The following is a 20,435-nucleotide window of genomic DNA, read 5'->3' on the forward strand; positions in this document are numbered from 1 at the left end:
CGATGGGTACGACTGTAATGATTAACAGAGTTTACAGTTGTTTCGCCGCCCGGAAGGACCCCGACATGGCGCGACGATTGGCCGGGCCCCCGCCCCGCCGCCCCCGCATCAGGTTGGCCGCCACGCTCGCCGCGGCCCTGCTCGCCGTGCCGACCGGCCTGTTCGTCGGCGCCTCCGCCGCGACGGCCGCCGCCACCGGCGCCATCACGGGGTACGGCGGCAAGTGCGTCGACGTGGCCGCCGCGAACCCGGCCAACTCCACTCCGGTGCAGCTCTACGCCTGCAACGGCTCCACCGCCCAGCAGTGGACGGTGGGCGACGACGGCACCATCCGGGCCCTGGGCAAGTGCCTCGACATCGCCGCCGCCGGCACCACAAACGGCGCCCCAGTGCAGATCTACGACTGCAACGGCACCGACGCGCAGCAGTGGTCGTCCAGCGCCGGGCAGGTGGTCAACCCGACCTCCGGCAAGTGCCTCGACGCGACCGGCACCAGCTCGGCGGACGGCACCCCGTTGCAGATCTGGAGCTGCACCGGCAGCGCCAACCAGCTCTGGACCCTGCCCAGCGGTGGCACCACTCCCCCACCGTCGAGCGGCTTCACCCACCCCGGGGTGCTGGTCAGCCGCGGTCAGCTCGACTTCGTCAGGGGGCGGGTGCAGGCGGGCGCGCAGCCGTGGGCGGCGGCGTACAGCCAGATGATGAGCAGCAGGTACGCCTCGCTGTCGCGCACCCCGGCACCCCGCGCCATTGTCGAGTGCGGCTCCTACTCCAACCCGAACAACGGGTGCACCGACGAGCGCGAGGACGCGATCGCGGCGTACACCGACGCGCTCGCCTGGTACCTCACCGGTGACTCCCGGTACGCGCAGAAGGCGATCCAGATCATGGACGCCTGGTCGGCGACGATCACCTCGCACACCGGCAGCAACGGGCCCCTGCAGACCGGCTGGGCGGCCTCGACCTGGCCCCGGGCCGCCGAGATCATCAAGTACACCTACGGGAGCTGGCCCAACGCCAACCGGTTCGCCACCATGCTGCGCAACGTCTACCTGCCGGTGGTCCGTAACGGCTCGAACAGCAACGGCAACTGGGAACTGACGATGATGGAGGCCGCCGTCGGCATCGCCGTCTTCCTGGAGGACCGCACCGCCTACGACGCGGCGGTCACCCGCTTCCTCAACCGCGCCCGCGCCTTCATCTACCTGCCCAGCGACGGCGCGCTGCCGTACACGGTGCCCGGCAGCGGCCTGGACACCAGCTCGGAGATCATCGGCTACTGGCAGGGCCAGTCCACCTTCGTCGCCGGCCTCGCGCAGGAGACCTGCCGGGACTTCGTCCACACCGGGTACGGGATCTCCGCCATCTCGCACGTCGCGGAGACCTCCCGCATCCAGGGCCGCGACCTGTACCCACAGGTCGGTGAGCGGCTGCGGCAGGCGCTCGGCTTCCACTCGCGCTACCAGCTCGGCGAGGCGGCACCGTCCTGGCTCTGCGGCGGCACCCTCACCCGGGGCCTCGGCCCGATCACCGAGGTCGGCTTCAACGCGATGGCCAACCGGCTGGGCAACGTCATGACCAACACGCAGACCCTCACGCTGCAACAGCGACCGGCCGGCACCAACAACCTCTTCGTCGCCTGGGAGACGCTCACCCACGCCAGCAACCCCAACTGACCGCTCCGGCCCGGCGACCCGCCTGCGTGAGTCGCCGGGCCGGGGCGGTGCTCAGCCCTCGGTGCCCAGCGCCACCACCGGGCTGACCCGCGACGCCCGCCGCGCCGGCAGCACACCGGCCAGCGCGGTCAGCCCGACCAGCGCCGCGAAGAGCCCGACCAGCGGCAGCACCGGCAGCGACAGCGGCGCGTTGAGCCCGAGCGCCCGCACCACCAACCAGGAGTACGGGACGCCGAGCAGCAGACCGAAGCTCGCACCGATCACCCCGTACAGGCCGGACTCGACGGTGAGCATCGCGCGCAGGCCCGCCCGGGACAGACCGACGGCGCGCAGCAGCCCGGACTCGCGTACCCGCTCGACCACCGACAGCGCGGTCGTCGAGCCCACCCCGACCACCGCGATCAGCACGGTCAGGCTGACCAGGCCGGCGGTGATCCCGACCAGGGCGTTCAGCATCGCGTCGTTGCGATCCCGCTCGTCCGCGAGCACCCCGATGCCGAGTCCGGCGCCGTTCCCGATCGCCTGCCGCAGCGCCCGCAACCCGGCGGTACGACCATCCTCACCCGTGGTGGCCGCGTCGGCCAGCAGACCGGTGTACGCCGTCGGCCCGCCGATCCGGTCCAGGTCGGCCCGGTCGACGAGGATGCCCGCGTACAGAGGGCCACGGTCGGGCAGGACCGCAGCCACCCGTACGTCGACCGTCCGGCCGTCGCGGGCGAGGGTGACGGTGTCGCCGGCGTGCAGCCCGGCGTTGCGGGCGACCCAGTCGCCGAGCACGATCCGGCCGGGTCCACGGTCGGCGAGGTTGCCCTGCGCCACGTCCAGGTCGGCGATCCTCGGCAGCGCCGACATGTCGAGGTCGGTCGTCGAGTACCCGGACTCGGCGTCGCCGAGCCGTTCGGCGCCCCGCTTCAGCAGGACGTCGTAGACCATCCGGTACGGCACCACCCGGCTCAGCGCGCCGTGCGCCGCCCGCGCCCGCGTCACGACGGCGACCGGTACTGTCGCGCCCTCGCTGGCGGACACCTCGAAGTCCGCAGGCGCGGAGAGGGCCATGTCGCGATCGGCGACGACCCGCATGGACGCGCCGCCGATGAGCACGCCGGAGATCAGGGTCACGCCGAGCGCCACCACGACGGAGACGGCGGCGGCCCGCCGGGGCGTCCCACCGATCCCGCCGACCGCCAACCGTCCCAGCGGGCCGACCTGGCGCAACGGCCAACCGGCCACGGCCAGCACCGGGCGCACCAACAGCGGCCCGAGGGCGACCAGGGCGAAGAACGCCAGCGCTCCCGAGGTGACCAGCAGCAGCAGCGCCGCGCTCGGGTCGTAGGACTCCTGATCCGGCGTCGGCAACCGCCGCACCGCCACGACGCCGGCCAGCAGCGCGCCGAGCACCAGCAGCGCGCCGGACACCAGACGCGGGACCCCGATGCCGCGCCGCCCGGCGGTGACGCTCGCCGCCCGCAGCGCCTCCAGGGGCGAGACCCGGGCGGCGGAGAACGCCGGCGCCAGGACCGCCACCACTGTGAGGACGACCGCGCCGAGCACCACCGCGACCGCCGCTCCCGGCGACAGGCCCGGCGACGAGACCGCCAGGCCCGAGGCGCGGAGGGCGATGGGGAGGAGCTGACCGACGGCGAGGGCGCCGGCGACTCCCACCACGCCGGCGACCAGCCCGGTCAGGGCGCCCTCGGCGGTCAGCGCGCCCACCAGCGTGCCCCGGCCCGCGCCCACCGCGCGCAGCAGCGCGAGGTGCTGCATCCGCTGGGCGAAGACGATGCGGAACGTGGAGGTGACCACCAGCGCCGCGGCGACCACCGCGACCGCGATGAACATGCCGACAAGCGCGAACAGCCTTCCCACCTGCTCGGCCGCCGCGTCGGCCTCGGCGTCGCGCACCTCGGCGCCGGAGCGGATCGGCTGATCGGACGGGACCGCCGCGGTCACCCGCTCGCGAACCGTCTCCGCCGCGCCGGCGGCAGTCCGCACGTCGATCCGCTCGACCGTGCTCACCTGACCCCACGCGGCCACGGCGTCGTCCGGGGCGTACGCGTCGTAGCCACCGTCGTCCGGGGTGTCGACCACGCCGGTGACGGTGAGCGGCGCCCCGGTGGTGCGCTCGCCGCCGGTCCCGGTGGTCACGGTGCCGACCGCCAGCCCCAGCCGCTCGACGGTACGCCGGGTCACCGCGATCTCGCCGGGCCGGTCCGGGTAGCTGCCCTCGACCAGGCGGACGGTCGCCAGCGGGCCGGTGCCCGGGTCGGCCCGCAGGTTGAGGTAGCCCTCCGCCAGGGAGACTCCGACGGTCATCCGGCCCACCGCCTCGGTGACGCCGGGCAGGGCGCGCACGTCGCGCAGGGCCGCCACGGTGGGCGGCGCTTGCTCCGGGTCGCCGATGACCAGGTCGGTGGCGGCCGGCGTGCCGCTGAGGTTGTCCCGCGCGGTCCGTTCGGTGATGTCCTGCGCCAGGACGGTGCCGAAGACGACGAACGACGCGACGAGGATCGCCAGACCGGTCAGGATCAGGCGGCCCGGCCGTCGGGCCGCGGCGCTCACCTGGGTACGCAGCACCGTCGCCCTCACGCGGGCACCGCCAGCTCGCGCAGCGCGTCGGTGACCGAGCCCTGGTTCGGCGCGTCGATCTCGCCGGCGACCCGGCCGTCGGCGAGCAGCACCACCCGGTCGGCGTACGCGGCCGCGATCGGATCGTGGGTGACCATGACGACGGTCTGGCCCAGGTCGCGTACCGAGTCGCGCAGGATGGCGAGGACCTCCGCCCCGGAGCGGGAGTCGAGGTTGCCTGTCGGCTCGTCGGCGAAGACGACCTCGGGCCGCGACACCAGGGCCCGGGCCAGCGCCACCCGCTGTTGCTGGCCGCCGGAGAGTTCGCTGGGCCGGTGCCCGAGCCGCTGCCCGAGGCCCAGCACGTCGACGAGGTGCGCGAGCAGGTCACGGTCGGGTTCCCGGCCGGCGAGGTCCAGCGGCAGCGTGATGTTCTGCGCTGCGGTGAGCTGCGGCAGCAGGTTGAACGCCTGGAAGACGAAGCCGATCCGGTCGCGGCGTGCGCGGGTCAGGGTGCGGTCGGACTGACCGGTCAGTTCGGTGCCGCCGAGCAGGACCCGACCGGAGGTCGCCGTGTCCAGGCCGGCCAGGCAGTGCATGAGCGTCGACTTGCCGGACCCGGACGAGCCCATGATCGCGGTGAACTCGGCCCGGCCGAAGCCGACCGAGACGCCGTCCAGGGCGCGGACCGCGGTGTCGCCGCTGCCGTACACCTTCACCAGGTCGACCGCGGCGACGGCGGCCTGCCCGATCGGCGGCGGGGCGTGGGGTGTCATGGGTTCCTCCAGTGGCTGCGATGTGACCCGGGAAGCCTCGCCCGGGCCGGGTGGACGCCGCATCGGCCCGCGGTCGGGGAACTCCCGCGCCGGGTCTGTCTTTCGGCTGATCTGCCCGCGCCGCCCGCCTGGCTACGCTGGGTCACGATGAACGCGCCGGGATTCTCGACATGGTGGGTACGTCTGGGTCAGCTCGCCGGTCTGGCGGCGCTGGCCCTGCTCGGTGCCTTCGATCTGCGCTACGGCCTCTACACCGGGGCGGGCGCGGCCGAAGCCCTGCGCTCCCTGGTGCAGGTGGTGCTGGCGGTGCTGACAGCTGTGGTCTGGCTTCCCGTGCACCGGCAGGGGTCCCGGTCGTTGCCGCTCGCGGCGCTCGTGCTCGGCGCGATCTCACTCGCCGTCACCTTCGGCTTCGTGCTGCTCAGCGCGAGCGGAAGTTATCTGTTCGGCGGCAGCTGGGGGCTGGCCGAGTCCGCCGGGATGATCGCTGTGGTGTTCGTGGTGACCCGGTGGGGCGCGGCACGGCTCGCTCCGTGGGCGGCCGTGCTCGCCGCGCTCGCCGCCGCCGCGCTGCCGCTGCGCGCCGGCGCCGAGTACGTCTACGTGATCTTCGGGCTGCTCCAGGCGCTCGGCGCTGTCGGCGCCGCCGCCGCCGGGATCTACCTGCGCGTCGTCGCCGCCGGGCGGGCGCGGGCCATCGCGCTGGTACGCGCCGAGCAGCGCGCCGAGTTCGCGCGCGACCTGCACGACTTCATCGCCCACCACGTGACAGGCATCGTGGTGCAGGCGCAGGGCGCCCGGTTCGTCGCCGAGCAGGACCCGCAACGGGTGATCGTCGCGCTGGAGCAGATCGAGCGGGCTGGCGCGGAGACGATGGCCTCGATGCGGCGGATGGTAGGCGTCCTGCGCAATCCGGACGCCCCGCCGGACGCCCCCCTCGCTCCGCTGGCCGGCGTGGCCGATCTCGCGCCGCTGCTGGAGGGCCACAACGGCACCACGACCACACCGGCCCGGCTGTACGTCGACGGCCCGCTCGACGGGCTGCCGGTGGAGGTGTCGACGTCGGCGTACCGGGTGGTGATGGAGGGGCTGACCAACGCCCGCCAGCACGCCCCGGACGCCCGGTCGGTGGCCGTGTCCGTGCGTCGTACGCCGGACTGGCTCCTGGTCCGGGTCGCCGACGACGGCGCGACCCCGCGTTCCGCTCCCGCCCGGGGGCACGGCTTCGGTCTACTCGGCCTCACCGAGCGGGTACGTGCCCTCGGCGGCACGATCACCGCAGGGCCGGGCATCTCCGGCGGCTGGGTGCTCGACGCCGCGTTCCCGCTGCGGTCGGCGGTGGCTCGATGATCCGGGTGCTGATCGCCGACGACCAAGCGATGGTCCGGACCGGCTTCAGCATGATCATCGGCGCGCAGCCGGACATGGCGGTGGTCGGCGAGGCCGCTGACGGGGTCGCCGCCGTCGAGATGGCGCGGCGGCTGCGCCCGGACGTGGTGCTGCTGGACATCCGCATGCCCCGCCTCGACGGCCTGGAAGCGTTGCGGCTGCTCGCCGGGCCGGGCGTCACCGACCCGGTGCGGGTGGTCGTGGTGACGACCTTCGACCTCGACGAGTACGTGCACACCGCGCTGTCCAACGGGGCCTGCGGATTCCTCCTGAAGGACTCCGGCCCGGCGCTGCTCGTCGAGGCGGTCCGCGCGGCCGTCTCCGGCGACGCGCTGATCAGCCCGTCCATCACCGTACGACTGCTGGAGCACCTCAGCCCGCCCACCGCGCCGCGGGACGACGCCGGCCTGTCCCCGCGGGAACTCGACGTCGTGAAGCTCGTCGCGCGGGGCCTGACCAACGCGGAGATCGCCGGCCAGCTCTTCATCGCCGTCGGCACCGTCAAGACCCACCTCGCCAGCGTGCAGACGAAGCTCCCGGCCCGCAACCGAGTCGAGATCGCCGCCTGGGCCTGGGAACGCCGCCTCGTCGGCTAGTGCGGTGACCGCGAAGGTTCACCGGGTTGCCAGCCCAGCGGCGTAGGTCGGTTAACGTCCACGTCCATGTCCGAATCCGAGCAGGTTCTTAGCTGGTTGCAGAGCTGGTATGCCTCGCAGTGCGACGGCGACTGGGAACACGAGTGGGGGTTGAAGATCGAAACGCTCGACAACCCCGGCTGGTCGATCACGATCGATCTAGAGGAGACGGAGTTGGCGGATCGGGAGTACCTCCGGCAGCAGTTGACACGGGGTGAGCATGACTGGGTGATGGCCTGGACATCCGAAAAGACCTTCCACCTCGCATGCGGGCCTCGCAACCTGACCGAGGCCCTCACCCTGTTCCGTGACTGGGCATCTGAGAAGCGGTCAGTGAGGCGGTGAAAGGCGAACCCGTCACACGGCATATGCCGGTCGGCCGCCCCAGCGGAGGCCTTTTCGCTGCGAACGCGGGCTCGTTCACGGCGTTGGGCTGCGAGGACGTCGGGGTGGCGGGCATTGGTGTTGCGCCAGCGCAGGTAGGCGTGCAGTGCCCGGGTCGGGGCGGTGTTGCGGTGGTGGGAGTTGGCGATGGTGAACTGCCGCAGCGGGCCGATGTGGGTCGGATCCCGAGCGGCCCGAACTCGTCGAACGCGAACACCCGTTGCGGGAACCGGTCCTACGCACACGGACGGGCTCGGCCACCTTGCCTCCAGGTGTCGGATCGGATGTCGGGCTACATCCAATCGCGACAGCGGCCAACCCGGCGAACCTTCCCGGTCAAAGCACTAGACCGGCGGCCCGACAGGCGACGGGCAGACCGCCCGACCGCGGTGCGGCGGCGACCGGGGGGGGCGAGCCTGTGAGCGGACGCGCAGATCGGCTCAGGGGCGGACGGGAATCTTCCCCGGCGGGCCGACTAGGCATGGGGTTCAGGGACGGGCCGCGGCGTACAGGATGTCGCGCATGCCAGGCAAGGATTCCTGGTCTTCTCGCCAGACCAGCCGCAGGCTGAGGTCGGGAAGTGGGAGGTCGAGTTGGATCAGGGCGCCGGAGCGGAGGCTGTCGGCGACCGCGAACCGGGGTAGCAGCGTGATTCCGAGTCCGTGCTCGGCCCACGCGCGCATCACCGGGACGCCTCCGACTTTGACCCGTTGAGGACCGGGTCCGAGGATCTTGTTCCCGGCCATCCAGAACGAGCATTCTGGCACGTTGACCAGGAGCCGCTCGTGCGTGAGGTCATCGGGAGTCAGTGCCGCTCGGGCGGCGAGCGGGTGGGCGGGCGCGGATACCAGTGCGAGGGGAACCGGGTCGAGGTCGATGAAGGTGAGCGGCTCGGCGGGGGCGGGGAAGCCGAGTCCGCCGACGTTGTCGCCGGAGTCCAGCAGCAGGGCGGCTTCGAGTCGTCGCTCGATCACGTCGGCAAGGAGGCCGTCGCGGGCGCGTTCGGTGTGGATTTCGAGGTCGATGTCGGGCCGGCGTTCGGCGAATCGAGCGAACACCGCCGGCACGTAGGAGCCGGCGAGGGTTTCCAGCGCGCCGAGCCGCAGCAGTTGCCGATCGCCTCTGACGTCGCGGGTGGCCTGCTTGGCCTGGTCGAGCAGAGACCGTGCCCATCTTTGTAGCCGTTGACCGGCGGGGGTCAGGTCCATGCCCGTGGGACGGCGTACGAACAGGGCCACGCCGAGTGCTTCCTCGAGGGTCCGGATCTGCTGGGAGACGGACGAGGGGGCGAGATCGAGCGCGACGGCGGCATCGGTCACGGTTCGGTGGCGGACGACGGCCTCGAAGGTCCTGAGTTGGCGTAGCTCCACAGGCCGAGAAACAGCCTGCGGGGTTCGGGAATTCCGAACGCGTCGTGCGGCTGCGGCGGTGGAGCTGTTGATCCGCCGAACCGCACAGTGGTGGCGTCCTTCCCACTGCCGTCTTCGCGGAGCTCCCCCAGTTATGACCCTCTTACGTTCATCGGTAAACCTCCGTCCGCCGCGGTTGCGTTCCAGGGCTCTGACGGGCGTTTCCCTGGGCTACTTCATGGTGCTGCTGGACATGACGGTGCTGTCGGTCGCCGAGCCCGATCTAGCGTCCTCTCTCGACACCTCGATCGCCGGGTTGCAATGGGCGACCGCCGGCTACACCGTGGCGTTCGCCGCGCTGCTGCTGTCGGCGGGGGCGGCGGCGGACCGATACGGCGCCGAGCGGCTCTTCCGGGCCGGGATCGCGGTCTTCACTCTCACATCCGTGCTCAGCGCGTTCGCCCCGGGGCTGTGGGCCCTGGTCCTCCTGCGGGCGATCTCGGGGGTCGCCGCGGCGGCGTGTGTACCCGCCTCGATGGCGATGATCGCCCAGCTCTACCCCGAACCGGCGGCACGGGCGCGCGCCGTCTCGACCTGGGCCGCGATCAGCGGCGCGGCCGTCGCGGCCGGTCCGATCGCGGGCGGCGCCTTGGTCGGCGCGGCCGGATGGCGGTCTGTTTTCCTGGTCAACGTGCCCATCGGTCTGGCGGTGCTGGCGCTGACACTGGGTCGGGCGGTGGCCTGCCCGCGCGGTGATCGCCGAATCGACTGGCCCGCCCAGTTGGCAGCCGCCGCAGTGTTGGCCCTCTTCACGGACGCGCTGATCGCCGCCGGTTCGCAGGCGTGGGCCCACGCCGCGTGGTCATCGGTGGGGTTCGGGGTGTCGGCGCTGGCGTTCTGCGGCCTGGAGCGCCACAGCCAGGCGCCGGTTCTGAATCGGGCTCTGCTGCGGTCGGCCCGGGTGCGGGCTGGTCTGCTGGCCGCCGCGGCGGTGAACTTCGCGTTGACCGGAGGGCTGTTCGTGCTGCCGCTGCTGTTGCAGCGGGAGCGGCACCTGGACCCGCTGCAGACCGGGCTGGCGTTCCTTCCGCTGACCGTGCCCTTCGCGGCCAATCCGCCGTTCACGGGCAAGATCGTGGCACGGGTGGGTCCTCGCCGTCCGGTCTTGGCCGGTCTGGCTCTGCTGGCCGCCGGAGGTGCCGTGCTGGCCGGCGTGGTCTTCGCCGACGGCGGCCTCCGGTGGCTCGCGGTGGGCCTGCTGATGACCGGCTTCGGCGTCTCCTACGCCCTGCCGGCTCTGGTCGCCGCGCTTGTCGGCGTCGCCCCGGCGGGCACGGCCGGTGCGGTGGGCGGCCTGCTCAATGCCGTGCGGCAGGTCGGCGCCACCCTCGGCGTCGTCGTCATGGGTGCCGCGATCGCCGCGGGCACTGGCTGGGCCCTGCTGATGTCGGCCGCGGTCTGCGCCATCGCCTGGTTCGTGTTCGCGCTCGCGCGCCATGAGCAGACGGCCGGGTGACACCAAACCGAGGCCAGTGCGGCCACGCCGCGCTCACCTGACGTGGGCACCAGGTGGTGGCCGCCGCCACGGAGTCCTGGCGATCCGGCCACCGCCGTGTCCACCGCCCCTGGGTCGCCGAGCCCGCACTGTGGGCGCAGTGGAACGCGCGACCGCGTCGACGGGGCATCCGTCCGCTCGTCGGTGACCTAGCATTGATTGCAGTGAATCACCGGCCCGCTGCGGACAACGGGAGGCGAGGGATTCATCGTGCGCGATCAACCAATCCGAGTTAGGCCCCGGCCGAGAGCCGTCGCCGTACTGGCCGTCGTCGCGCTGCTCGCCACGCTGGGTGTGGTGGGCGGGGTGGGCGCGAACCCGGCGTACGCCGCCGCCGATGACACCGAGTCGCCCACCGCCCCCGGCGCGATCTCGGTCGTGGCCAGCGGCACCACCTGGCTCGAGCTGACCTGGGCCGCGTCGACCGACAACGTGGGCGTCGTCGGCTACGTGGTTTCGGCGCGGTTCGAGGACAACGGCCGGACGTGGTCGACGGACACCAACAGCATCCGCATCACCGACCTGGGGCCGTCGCGCACCTACATCTTCGGCGTCGCTGGGCTGGACGCGGCGGGAAACCGCTCACCGTCGAGCCCGACGTTGCCGTTGACCATGCCACCGGGCGACGACCAGGCACCGAGCGCACCGGGTCAGCCGGTCGCGTACGACGTCGCCTCCACAGTGGTGTGGCTGCGCTGGGCCCCCTCGACCGAGAACGTCGTGCTCGACAGGTACGAGGCGTACCGGGTCGACGCCGGCGGTCAGCTGACACTGGTCAGGGAGCCGTACCAGTTCCCGCCGAGGCCCACCGTCACCCAGGTCAGCGGGTTGACGCCGAACACGACGTACACCTTCGTGGTCCGTGCCCGCGACGAGGCGGGCAACTGGTCGGCGCTGTCGCCGCCGGTCACCGTGACCACCTTGGCGCCTCCGCCGAGCTGCGCGGTCCGCACCGTCGTCCGGCAGAGGTCGGGCGGCTTCGCGGCGTACCTCTCGGTCGAGAACACTGGCACGACGGCGGTGAACGGCTGGACGATGACCTGGCGGTTCTGGGCCAGTCAGGAGTTGCGGGCACTCTGGGGCGCGCAGGTCGTCGACCGACCGAACAACAGTTACCTGCGGGTGCGCAACACCGGCCACAACGCGGTGATCAGGCCCGGCGGCGCGGTGTCGCTGGGCGTCGTCGCCACCGGTACGCAGCTGCCCGAGGAGCTCACGCTGAACGGCGGCGTCTGCGTGGTGGCAGACAGGTAACGCTCGCGTCCGGGGTCTGGCGTCGACGGCGACATCTTGCGACGCTAACGATCGTGTATGACTACGACCTGTTGGTGCTGGGCTCCGGACCCAGCGGTCAGAAGGCCGCGATCGCCGCCGCGAAGCTCGGCAGGCGGGTCGGCATCGTGGACCGCCGCGACATGATCGGTGGGGTGTGCATCAACACCGGCACCGTCCCGTCCAAGACGCTGCGCGAGGCGGTGCTCTATCTGACCGGCCTGAGCCAGCGCGACCTGTACGGCAGCAGCTACCGGGTCAAGGAGGACATCACAGTCAGCGACCTGGCCGCCCGTACGCAGCACGTCATCACCCGACAGACCGACGTCATCCGCAACCAACTCGCCCGCAACCGGATCGCGATGATCACCGGGACCGGGCGCTTCGCGGACGCGCACTCCATCTGGGTCGACGCCGGCTCCGGGCGCGAGTCGAAGGTGACGTTCGACAAGGCCGTCATCGCGGCCGGCACCCGCCCGGCCCGCCCGGACAGCGTCGACTTCGACGACCGGACCATCGTGGACTCCGACGGCGTCATCAACCTCCAGGCCGTCCCCCGCAGCATGGTCGTGGTCGGCGCCGGCGTGATCGGCATGGAGTACGCGTCGATGTTCGCCGCCCTCGGCACCAAGGTGACAGTCGTGGAGCGCCGCGAGCGGATGCTCGAGTTCTGCGACGACGAGGTCGTCGAGTCGCTGAAGTACCACCTGCGCGACCTGTCGGTGGCGTTCCGCTTCGGCGAGGAGGTCGCCGCCGTGGAGAAGCACCAGACGGCGGCCCTGTGCATTCTCAAGAGCGGTAAGAAGATCGTCGCGGACACCGTCATGTACTCGGCGGGCCGGCAGGGCCAGACCGACGACCTGGCGTTGGAGGCGGCCGGCCTGGAGGCGGACCGGCGCGGCCGGATCGCCGTCGACGCCAACTACCGCACCACGGTCGACAACATCTACGCCGTCGGCGACGTGATCGGCTTCCCGGCGTTGGCGTCCACCTCGATGGAGCAGGGCCGGCTGGCCGCGCAGCACGCCTGCGGCGAGCCGATCCGGGAGATGCACGGCCTGCAACCGATCGGCATCTACACCATCCCGGAGATCAGTTTCGTCGGTCAGACCGAGGCCGAACTGACCGACGCGTCGACGCCGTTCGAGGTGGGCATCGCGCGCTACCGCGAGTTGGCCCGGGGCCAGATCGTGGGTGACTCGTACGGGATGCTGAAGCTGCTCGTCTCCCCCGAGGACGGGCGGCTGCTCGGGGTGCACGTGTTCGGCACCGCCGCCACCGAGATCGTCCACATCGGCCAGGCGGTGATCGGCTGCGGTGGCACGATCGACTACCTGGTCGACGCCGTGTTCAACTATCCGACCCTGGCCGAGGCGTACAAGGTCGCCGCATTGGACGCGTCCAACAAGATTCGCAACATCACCCGCATCGACGGTTGACCGCCATTGCGGGCCGGCCGGTGCGGAGGGTCCGGGCCGCCCTCCGCACCGACCGGGGTTCCGTCAGCCCGCCGCGCAGGTCGGGCTGAGGCTTCCTGCGGTGCCGGTGCCCTGGAAGCCGAACTCGGTGGACTGCCCCGCGCCGACCTGACCGTTGTACGACACGTTCCTCCAACTCGTCGTGCCGGTGTTGCCGGTGCGGTCGGCGCTCCACGCGTTGGTGACAGTCGCGCCGGACGGCAGCGCGATCGTCACGGTCCAACCGTTGAGGGCCGACGAGCCGGCCGTCACCCGTACGTTCGCCACGAAGCCGCCGGTCCACTGGTTCACCGTCACCGTCGCGGTGCAGTCACCCGATCCCGGAGGCGGAGTCGTGGTCGGCGGGTCGCTGGGCGGCGGAGTGGTGGGCGGCGGGTCGCTCGGCGGAGGGGTGGTGGGCGGAGGCGTCGTCGGCGGCGGGGTGCCGTTGTTCAGGGCAGCGAGGACCGCGTCGTACGCGGACTTCTTCGAGCCGTCGCTGTTGAACAGCAACGGGGTCTGCGATGCCCGCCACGAGTCGCTGTCGCGGATGCCCCACACGGTGATCCCGTTGCAGCGGGCCACCGCCAGGCAGTCGTCCACCACACTGCGGTACGTGTTCGCCGGAGCGCCCTGGATGTCCAACTCGGTGATCTGCACATCCACGCCCAACGCGGCGAAGCTCGACAGCGTCGTGCGGTAGTTGCTGGCGTACGGGGAGTCGCTGTTGAAGTGGGACTGGAAGCCCACGCAGTCGATCGGCACCCCACGGGACTTGAAGTCCCGCACCATGTTGTAGACGCCCTGTGTCTTGGCCCAGGTCCAGTTGTCGGTGTTGTAGTCGTTGTAGCAGAGCTTCGCGCCCGGATCCGCCGCCCGCGCCGCCCGGAACGCGGCCTCGATCCAGTCGTTGCCGGTGCGCTGCAGGTTCGAGTCCCGACGGCCACCGGAGTTGCCGTCGGCGAACGCCTCGTTCACCACGTCCCAGGAGTAGATCTGTCCCTTGAAGTGGGTCGCCACCTGCGTGATGTGGTTGAGCATCGCGGTGCGCAGCGCGGTGCCCTCCATGCCCTGCATCCACCCCGGCTGCTGGCCGTGCCAGGCCAGGGTGTGGCCGCGCACCTGCATCCCGTGGCTGCGCGCGTGGTTGACGATCTGCTCGGAAGAGCCGTAGCTGAACCGGCCCTGCTGCGGCTCGGTGGCGTCGATCTTCATCTCGTTCTCGGGCGTCACCATGGTGAACTCACGGTTCAAAATCGTGGTGTACGCGCTGTCCGAGAGCTTGTACGCCGCCACCGCCGTACCGAAGTAGCGGCCCTTCTCGGCGGCGGACGCGCCGAGGGTGGTGCCGGCGGCGGCGGGTGCCACCTGGACCAGCGCCATACCGGCGGCGAGCGCGCCCGCCCCGGTCAGCGCGAGGGCGGCTCTCGACGCCGCCCTCCATTTCGTGCGAATCATCTCCTGCGGCTCCGTTTCTCGGTGGTGGTGCCCGGTCAGGAGACCGAGCAGGTGGCCCCGTTGAGGGCGAACGACGAGGGTTTGCCGGTGCCGCCCTGGTGGGTGGCCTGGAAACCGATCTCGACCGACGCGTTCGGGGCGATGGTGGCGTTGTAGGAGGCGTTGCGGGCGGTCACCGCTCCGCTCGTCGGGGAGTAGGTGGCGTTCCAGCCGCCGGTGATGGTCTGACCGCTGGGCAGCGTGAAGGTCAGCGCCCACCCGTTCACGGCGGCGGCGCCGGTGTTGGTGATGACCACGCTCGCGGTGAGGCCCGAGTTCCAGGCGTTGACCGTGTAACCGACGCGGCACGCATCCACACCGGGCGGAGGCGTGGTCGGCGGCGGAGTCGTCGGGGGCGGCGTGGTCGGCGGCGGAGTCGTCGGCGGAGGCGTGGTCGGCGGCGGAGTCGTCGGCGGCGGAGTCGTCGGCGGAGGCGTGGTCGGCGGCGGAGTCGTCGGCGGAGGCGTGGTCGGCGGTGTCGTGCCGTCCAGCCCGAAGAAGCGGATCACCTGAGCGGCGTCGACAGGCAGGTTGTGCGTGACGCCCTGCATGCTGATCGCCTCGACCGGCGCCATCGGGCCGCTGCTGCCGTACCGGGTGCGGGTGTACCCGGACTGCGGGGAGTCGGTGTACGTCGGGGTCTGGCTGAGCCCGTGCACGTTGGTCCACTGCTTGATCTGCTCGCCGAAGTTCGGGTAGCGCAGGGTCTCGTCGCTCGTGCCGTGCCAGATCTGCATCCGCGGTCGCCGGCCGGTGTAGCCGGGGTACGCCCCGCGGACCAGGTCCCCCCACTGCTGGGCGGTCTTGATGAGCTGCCCGTTCGCGCACTCGCTGTTCCACTCCGAGGCGCCCCCGGTGGCGAAGCAGGCGAACGGCACCCCGGCGAAGGACGCCCCTGCCGCGAACACGTCCGGATAGTCACCGAGCATGACGTTTGTCATCATCGCGCCCGACGAGGTGCCGGTGGCGAAGACGCGGTCCGGGTCGGCGGAGTACCGCTGCTTCACGTAGTCGACCATCGACATGAGCCCGACCGGGTCGCTGCCGCCACCTCGGCGCAGCGCCTGCGGTGAGGCCACGTCCCAGCACTTGCTGCTGCGGGTCACCGACGGGTAGATGACGATGAAGCCGTACCGGTCGGCGAGTGACGCGTACTGCGTGCCGGAGTGGAACGCGGGACCCGACCCGGTGCAGTAGTGCAGGGCGAGCAGGACCGCCGGCCGGGATGCCACCCGGTCCGGGACGTACAGGTGCATCTGGAGGTTTGTGGGGTTGGTGCCGAAGCCGGTCACCTGGGTGAGCGTCGCCGCGGACGCCGGCGTGGCGAAGGCCAGCGCGGCGGCGGCGAGTGTCACGACCGCCGTGACGACGCCGACCATCCTTGTCTTCAGTGTCATGGTTCGCGATTCCTCGGGAGAGTGGCGCATGGAAGGGGGGTGAGTCGAGGACTGCCCTTCGCCCGACCGTGACCGCGGCTCGCGTGACCGATGTCAGCTTCAATCGAGCACACTCGATTGTCAAGGTTTCCGGAAACCTTTCGGCGCAAGGGATTGGGCGTTCACCTGCGCATGAGCACGGGCCGGCGGCATCGTTCACCACCTGCTGTCGGCGGGCTATTATCGGCACGTTCTCGATAAGCAAACCGTCCTCGCGTGACCCCTCTGCGAGCGTCCTCACCCGACTCCCGCAGGCACGAAGGAGATCGAGTGAAGATCGTCGACGCCCGGGTCATCGTGACCTGTCCGGGCCGCAACTTCGTCACCCTCAAGATCGTCACCGACGAGGGCGTCACAGGCGTCGGGGACGCCACCCTCAACGGGCGGGAGCTGGCCGTCGCGTCGTACCTGCGCGACCACGTGGCGCCGCTGCTGATCGGCCGGGATCCGGCGCGGATCGAGGACACCTGGCAGTACCTGTACCAGGGCGCGTACTGGCGGCGCGGGCCGGTCACGATGAGCGCCATCGCCGCGGTGGACACCGCGCTGTGGGACATCAAGGGCAAGGTCGCGGGCCTGCCGGTCTACCAGTTGCTCGGCGGCCGGTCCCGCGAGGGCGTCACGGTGTACGGCCACGCCAACGGCGAGACCGTCGAGGAGGTGCTGGTCGAGGTCGCCCGCTACGTCGACCTCGGCTACCGGGCCGTGCGGGTGCAGTGCGGTGTGCCGGGCCTGCCCAAGACGTACGGGGTCAGCGCCGACAAGCTCTTCTACGAGCCGGCCGACGCGGCGCTGCCCAGCGAGGCCACCTGGTCGACGCCGCGCTACCTGTCGCACGTGCCAGGCGTGTTCGCCCGGGTCCGCGACGAGTTCGGCCCCACCCTGCGGCTGCTGCACGACGTGCACCACCGGCTCACGCCCATCGAGGCGGCCCGGCTCGGCCAGAGTCTGGAGCCCTACGCGCTGACCTGGATGGAGGATCCGGTCCCCGCCGACCTCCAGGAGGGCTTCCGGCTGATCCGGCAGCACACCACCACCCCGATCGCCGTGGGCGAGGTCTTCAACAGCGTCTTCGACGCGGCGCAGCTCATCCGGGAGCAGCTCATCGACTACATCCGGGCCACCGTGGTGCACGCCGGCGGCATCACCCACCTGCGCCGCATCTTCGACCTCGCGGCGCTGCACCACGTCCGCAGCGGCTCACACGGCGCCACCGACCTGTCGCCCGTCTGCATGGCCGCCGCGCTCCAGCTCGACATCTCGATCCCCAACTTCGGGCTCCAGGAGTACATGCGGCACACCGCAGAGACCGACGAGGTGTTCCCGCACGGCTACCACTACGCCGACGGCTACCTGCATCCCGCCGAGACCCCCGGGCTGGGCGTCGACATCGACGAGGAGGCGGCAGCCCGCTACCCGTACGCGCCCGCGTACCTGCCGGTGAACCGGTTGGAGGACGGGACCATACACCCCTGGTGAGCGGTCAGTGGATGCGCCGCCCCCGCGCGTCGGGTATGCCCGACTTGCGGAAGAAGTACGTGTTGATCTGGTCCCGCCATTCGGTGGCGCTGCGCACCTGCTCGTCGAGGCGTTCGGCCACCCGCTCATAGACGGCCGGATCGATCATCCCGTTCAGGGTCCGCCACCGCCGCCGCATCACCGTCACCTCCTCGACGCCCGCGAAGTGGGTGTCGTAGATGTGCTGGATGACCGTGGACCCGCTGTGCAGGACGTGCGTGTACGGGACGTGGTGGAAGAAGAGCAGCAGTTCGTCGGGGCACGTCTGCGGCGACTCGTAGACGTCGGCCCAGTAGGGCGGGTACTGGCCGGCGAAGCCGGTGCCCGTCGCGCGACTGCGGTCCACGCCGACGCCGTCGCGGTCGGCGAAGTGGTAGGTGCCCCACCGCGAGTACTCGTACCCGTCGACGTCGGGCCCGTAGTGGTCGCCGGGATGAACCATGAAGCCGACGCCCAGCGGTGCCGTGTACCGCTCGTACGTCCGCCAGGAGTCGTCCATGATCTCGTGCAACGTCCGCCGCACCAGCTCCGGATCGGCGGTCGCCGACGGGGGAAACGTCAACGTCATCCACTCGTCGAGGACCGCCGTCGGGTCGAGGCGCGGATCCCAGGCGAACCTGCCGAACGTGTACAGGTTGGCCTGCGCCAGCGGGTGCCCGGTCCAGAAGGGGTCGTCGCCGGTGTTGGCGACGGCGACCAGGCCACCGCCCGTGCCGGCCTCCCCGGTGGCCACGTCGGCGATCGTCCGCCCGCCGGGACCCCAGGGCGCGAAGCGCAGCACCTCGCTCCAGCACGGCCCGAGGTGGCAGACGTGCCGCTGCTGACCCGTGTACTCCTGCGTGACCTGCAACTCGACAGCGATCCGGGTGGCCGGCATGGCGGCGAGCACCGGCGAGACCGGCTCCCGCGTCTGGAAGTCCACCGGGCCGAACTTCACCTGCAGGACGACGTTGGTGCGGAACCGCCCGTCGAGCGGGGCGAAGTGGTCGTACGCGGCCCGCGCCCGGTCGGTGGACCGGTCCCGCCAGTCCTGGTGGTGGTTGTAGACGAACGCCCGCCAGTGCACCACTCCCCCGTACGGGGCGAGCGCCTCGGCGAGCACGTTCGCTCCGTCGGCGTGGTCGCGCCCGTAGGTGAACGGGCCGGGTTGCCCCTCGGAGTCGGCCTTCACCACGTAGCCGCCGAAGTCGTCGATGCGCTCGTACACCCGCCGGGTGGTGGCCGCCCACCAGGCGCGGACGTCCTCGTCGAACGGGTCGGCGGTCGGCAGTCCACCGAGGACCACTGGCGCGGCGAAGGTGACCGACAGGTGAACCCGGATGCCGTACGGGCGCAGCACGCCCGCGATCTGCGCCACGTCGTTGAGCCGGTCGGTGAGCAGCAGCGCCTCGGCGTGACCCACGTTGACGTTGTTCACCGAGATCGCGTTGATCCCGCTGGCGGCCAGCAGCCGTCCGTACTCCCGGATCCGCGCCAGGTCCCCGCGCGGACGGCCGCCGGCCCAGAAGATCGAGCCGCCCGCGTACCCCCGTTCGACCTGACCCATCACCGGGTGCACGGCCACGTTGTCCCAGTGGTTCAGCATGCGCCGACGCAGCGCCGGCCGGTGCAGCTCGGGTGGGCGGGCCGGGTCGAACGCCGCCGCGCAGAGCCGTACGACGTGGAACAGCCCGTACAGCAGACCGGCGGGCGCGTCGGCCAGCAGCACCGTCAGGTCACCGGCGCGGGTCAGCAGGAACCCCTCGTCGCCGAGCGTCGCATCGCCGCCGAGGTCGACGAGCGCAGCCTCTCCGGCCGACCGCGCCGCCTCGACCGCGGAGCTGGGCAGCTCGTCGGCGTCGCGCAGGAGGAGGACCAGGTCGACGTCGACGTCCCAGGAGGGCGAATGCCAGACCCGGCCGCCGTAGCGGGTGCAGGCACGCGTCACCTCGTCGAGGACGGTGTCGACGAGCAGCCCGTCGCCGTGCACGAGGACGCGGCGCGCGCCGAGCGCCCGGAACGCCTCCGGTGGGAGCCAGGCGGGATGCACGCGCGGGTCCTCGACGCCCGGTGGCTCTGCCACGAACATCGACTCCTCCAGGTCCGTCGACTCGTAGGCGTTCACGTGTCCTCCCGGTCGAAGCGCACCTCGGCGGTCGCGGACAGGCTCATGCGGTGAACTCCTTCCGGATCAGGTCGATCATCGGGTCGCCGACGCGCAGGACCGCCAGGACCAGTACCGAGGCGAGCAGCACCGGGACCGCCTCGGAGAAGACCGCGGTGACCCCGGCCGCCGCGGCGAGCAGCAGGGCGTTGCCGAGGGTGACCCCGGGGGTACGGAGGAGGAAGTGCACGGCCAGCCGCAGGACGTCGCGGGTGCGGAACTCGTACAGTGCGGTGATGACCAGCGCGTTGGCAGCGCAGAGGGTCACACCGACCGCGATCAGGACCAGCGGCGCCACCCACCACCTCGGGAGGCCTATCGCACCGCGGTAGGCCAGGTTCAACGCGAGCACGGTCAGCCACAGCAACGTCGGGGCCCAGACCCGCAGCGCTCCCCCGACGTTGAGCCGGTAGCCCCGCCAGAAGAGGGCTGCGGGCCGCAGGTCCGTCAGATCGGGCGGCTGGTGGCGCAGGGCGTACAGGGCGGCACAGATCGCCGGGCCGATCGGCAGCAGCAGGAGCGCGGCCAGCGGCAGGTTGCGGGGGTCGCGGCCGAGCAGCAGCAGCGGAAGCAGGCCGGGCAGCGTGGTGACGAGGAGCAGCACCTCCACCACGAGCAGGATGTAGACGCGGGACGCGAACCGGGACAGGGGGCCGTCGCCGAACTGCCGCCAGGCGTGCGCGGTGCTCACCGCTGGTCTCCCCGCCCGGCGTCACGGCGTCGGGGGTCGGACAGTCGGCCCTGCGGATCCGCCGACACGGTCATGCGCGTCATCTCGTCCTC

15 protein-coding genes and 1 pseudogene are annotated in these 20,435 nt (G+C 71.6%); 8 read left to right on the forward strand and 8 right to left on the reverse strand.

Translation table 11 applies throughout. The features are described 5' to 3' along the window. Positions 1-65 precede the first annotated feature (65 nt). Positions 66-1,676: a ricin-type beta-trefoil lectin domain protein gene (locus tag AB0K10_RS10655; protein WP_363682050.1), complete on the forward strand. Its 1,611-nt coding sequence runs from the start codon at positions 66-68 to the stop codon at positions 1,674-1,676. A gap of 51 nt (positions 1,677-1,727) precedes the next feature. Here the strand turns inward: AB0K10_RS10655 and AB0K10_RS10660 are convergent, their stop codons facing one another. Together AB0K10_RS10660 and AB0K10_RS10665 are read right to left on the reverse strand one after the other, a co-directional pair. After that, positions 1,728-4,262, reverse strand: coding sequence for an FtsX-like permease family protein (locus tag AB0K10_RS10660; RefSeq protein ID WP_363682052.1), 2,535 nt, complete (start codon positions 4,260-4,262; stop codon positions 1,728-1,730). Next, positions 4,259-5,017 (reverse strand): ABC transporter ATP-binding protein, encoded by a 759-nt coding sequence (locus AB0K10_RS10665; protein ID WP_007461325.1) that lies wholly within the window; start codon positions 5,015-5,017, stop codon positions 4,259-4,261. Before AB0K10_RS10665 ends, AB0K10_RS10660 begins: the two co-directional genes overlap by 4 nt. 147 nt (positions 5,018-5,164) lie before the next feature. Here AB0K10_RS10665 and AB0K10_RS10670 point away from each other — a divergent pair, with 147 nt between their 5' ends. The 3 genes from AB0K10_RS10670 to AB0K10_RS10680 all read left to right on the forward strand — a co-directional run bounded on the left by AB0K10_RS10670 (position 5,165) and on the right by AB0K10_RS10680 (position 7,386). Then, a complete protein-coding gene (locus AB0K10_RS10670; RefSeq protein ID WP_363682054.1) occupies positions 5,165-6,367 on the forward strand; it encodes a histidine kinase in 1,203 nt (400 codons plus the stop codon). Further along, positions 6,364-7,002: a response regulator transcription factor gene (locus AB0K10_RS10675; RefSeq protein ID WP_358099566.1), complete on the forward strand. Its 639-nt coding sequence runs from the start codon at positions 6,364-6,366 to the stop codon at positions 7,000-7,002. Before AB0K10_RS10670 ends, AB0K10_RS10675 begins: the two co-directional genes overlap by 4 nt. A 66-nt stretch (positions 7,003-7,068) precedes the next feature. After that, on the forward strand, positions 7,069-7,386 hold the full coding sequence (locus AB0K10_RS10680; RefSeq protein ID WP_363682056.1) for an immunity 53 family protein: 318 nt from the start codon (positions 7,069-7,071) through the stop codon (positions 7,384-7,386). A gap of 50 nt (positions 7,387-7,436) precedes the next feature. Here the strand turns inward: AB0K10_RS10680 and AB0K10_RS10685 are convergent. Further along, positions 7,437-7,595 (reverse strand): annotated as a pseudogene (locus AB0K10_RS10685) (IS630 family transposase); the annotation flags it as partial. Between the two features lie 318 nt (positions 7,596-7,913). Then, on the reverse strand, positions 7,914-8,795 hold the full coding sequence (locus tag AB0K10_RS10690) for a LysR family transcriptional regulator (RefSeq protein ID WP_363682058.1): 882 nt from the start codon (positions 8,793-8,795) through the stop codon (positions 7,914-7,916). Between the two features lie 133 nt (positions 8,796-8,928). On the opposite strand from AB0K10_RS10690, the gene AB0K10_RS10695 reads away from it, so the two are divergent. The 3 genes from AB0K10_RS10695 to sthA all read left to right on the forward strand — a co-directional run bounded on the left by AB0K10_RS10695 (position 8,929) and on the right by sthA (position 13,040). After that, on the forward strand, positions 8,929-10,290 hold the full coding sequence (locus AB0K10_RS10695) for an MFS transporter (protein ID WP_363682220.1): 1,362 nt from the start codon (positions 8,929-8,931) through the stop codon (positions 10,288-10,290). A 249-nt stretch (positions 10,291-10,539) separates the two neighbouring features. Next, the gene (locus tag AB0K10_RS10700) at positions 10,540-11,583 is read left to right on the forward strand and encodes a fibronectin type III domain-containing protein (protein WP_363682060.1); all 1,044 of its coding nucleotides are present in this window, start codon (positions 10,540-10,542) and stop codon (positions 11,581-11,583) included. 53 nt (positions 11,584-11,636) lie between these two features. After that, the gene (gene sthA, locus AB0K10_RS10705; protein WP_363682062.1) at positions 11,637-13,040 is read left to right on the forward strand and encodes a Si-specific NAD(P)(+) transhydrogenase; all 1,404 of its coding nucleotides are present in this window, start codon (positions 11,637-11,639) and stop codon (positions 13,038-13,040) included. Between the two features lie 63 nt (positions 13,041-13,103). On the opposite strand, the gene AB0K10_RS10710 is transcribed toward sthA, so the two are convergent. Both AB0K10_RS10710 and AB0K10_RS10715 read right to left on the reverse strand, forming a co-directional pair. Beyond that, on the reverse strand, positions 13,104-14,441 hold the full coding sequence (locus AB0K10_RS10710) for an endo-1,4-beta-xylanase (protein ID WP_363682222.1): 1,338 nt from the start codon (positions 14,439-14,441) through the stop codon (positions 13,104-13,106). 110 nt (positions 14,442-14,551) lie between these two features. Continuing rightward, the gene (locus AB0K10_RS10715; RefSeq protein WP_363682064.1) at positions 14,552-15,952 is read right to left on the reverse strand and encodes a PHB depolymerase family esterase; all 1,401 of its coding nucleotides are present in this window, start codon (positions 15,950-15,952) and stop codon (positions 14,552-14,554) included. A 309-nt stretch (positions 15,953-16,261) separates the two neighbouring features. Here AB0K10_RS10715 and manD point away from each other — a divergent pair, with 309 nt between their 5' ends. Further along, positions 16,262-17,470: a D-mannonate dehydratase ManD gene (manD, locus tag AB0K10_RS10720; protein ID WP_363682066.1), complete on the forward strand. Its 1,209-nt coding sequence runs from the start codon at positions 16,262-16,264 to the stop codon at positions 17,468-17,470. 4 nt (positions 17,471-17,474) lie between these two features. Here manD and AB0K10_RS10725 read toward each other — a convergent pair whose 3' ends face one another. Then, positions 17,475-19,613 (reverse strand): alpha-glucuronidase, encoded by a 2,139-nt coding sequence (locus tag AB0K10_RS10725; RefSeq protein ID WP_363682068.1) that lies wholly within the window; start codon positions 19,611-19,613, stop codon positions 17,475-17,477. A gap of 43 nt (positions 19,614-19,656) precedes the next feature. Further along, on the reverse strand, positions 19,657-20,343 hold the full coding sequence (locus tag AB0K10_RS10730) for a hypothetical protein (protein ID WP_363682070.1): 687 nt from the start codon (positions 20,341-20,343) through the stop codon (positions 19,657-19,659). Positions 20,344-20,435: the final 92 nt, after the last annotated feature.

It is taken from the genome of Micromonospora sp. NPDC049274, assembly GCF_040678875.1.
Classification (GTDB): Bacteria; Actinomycetota; Actinomycetes; order Mycobacteriales; family Micromonosporaceae; genus Micromonospora.